Origin of the sequence: Citrobacter sp. wls718 (assembly GCF_005280945.1) — a bacterium.
Taxonomy (GTDB): domain Bacteria; phylum Pseudomonadota; class Gammaproteobacteria; order Enterobacterales; family Enterobacteriaceae; genus Citrobacter; species Citrobacter gillenii.
Map to the genome: position 1 here is coordinate 28,739 of NZ_SZWV01000037.1, position 857 is coordinate 29,595.

The following is an 857-nucleotide window of genomic DNA, read 5'->3' on the forward strand; positions in this document are numbered from 1 at the left end:
TGCTGAAAGGGTTTATCGACCTGGTGTTTCGTCATCAGGGGCGTTATTACCTGCTCGACTACAAGTCTAACTGGCTGGGTGAAGACAGTACGGCGTACACCCAGCAGGCGATGGCCGCTGCCATGCAGGCGCATCGCTATGATCTGCAATATCAGCTTTATACCCTGGCACTGCATCGCTATTTACGTCATCGCATTGCAGACTACGACTATGAACGTCATTTTGGCGGCGTCATCTACCTCTTCCTGCGCGGCGTTGACAGCGAACAACCGCAGCAGGGGATTTACGCGACCCGACCTGACGCAGAATTGGTCGCTTTGATGGACGAGATGTTTGCCGGTGCGACACTGGAGGAGGCGTTATGACAATCCAAACGCGATTACTGGAGGCGGTAGAGCAAAAGCAGCTCCGGGCGCTGGATGCCCAGTTTGCGCTGGCGGTTGCCGGTAACGATAACCCTGCGGTCACGCTGGCAGCGGCGCTACTCAGTCGTGAAGCGGGTGAGGGACACGTCTGTTTACCGCTTTCCCGTTTATCCTTAAGCGAAGACGCCCATCCTCTGCTGAGCGCCTGGCTTAGCGAAGCGGGTGAACCAGCAGACTGGACTGAATGCCTGCTGGCCTCCGTGGCGGTGAGTCGCGGCGAGCGTCCCACTCCGTTGGTGCTGTACGGCGATCGCCTGTACCTGAACCGGATGTGGAATAACGAACGTACGGTCGCCCGCTTTTTCAGTGAAGTTAACCTGGCCATCGACGTCGATGAGTCGCGGCTGGCCCAGACGCTGGAGACGCTTTTTCCGCGAACAGAAGAGGGCGTTAACTGGCAAAAAGTGGCGGCGAACTGGACGCCGCCCACGT

The 857-nt window shown here is 57.9% G+C and carries 1 protein-coding gene and 1 pseudogene; both read left to right on the forward strand.

Features of this window, described 5'->3' with window-relative positions:
- A partial coding sequence (locus tag FDW95_RS23540; RefSeq protein WP_249358943.1) for a PD-(D/E)XK nuclease family protein occupies window positions 1–365 on the forward strand: 365 nt, incomplete at its 5' end.
- Window positions 362–857, forward strand: a pseudogene (recD, locus tag FDW95_RS23545) (exodeoxyribonuclease V subunit alpha); the annotation flags it as partial. The gene FDW95_RS23540 and the pseudogene recD, both read left to right, overlap by 4 nt.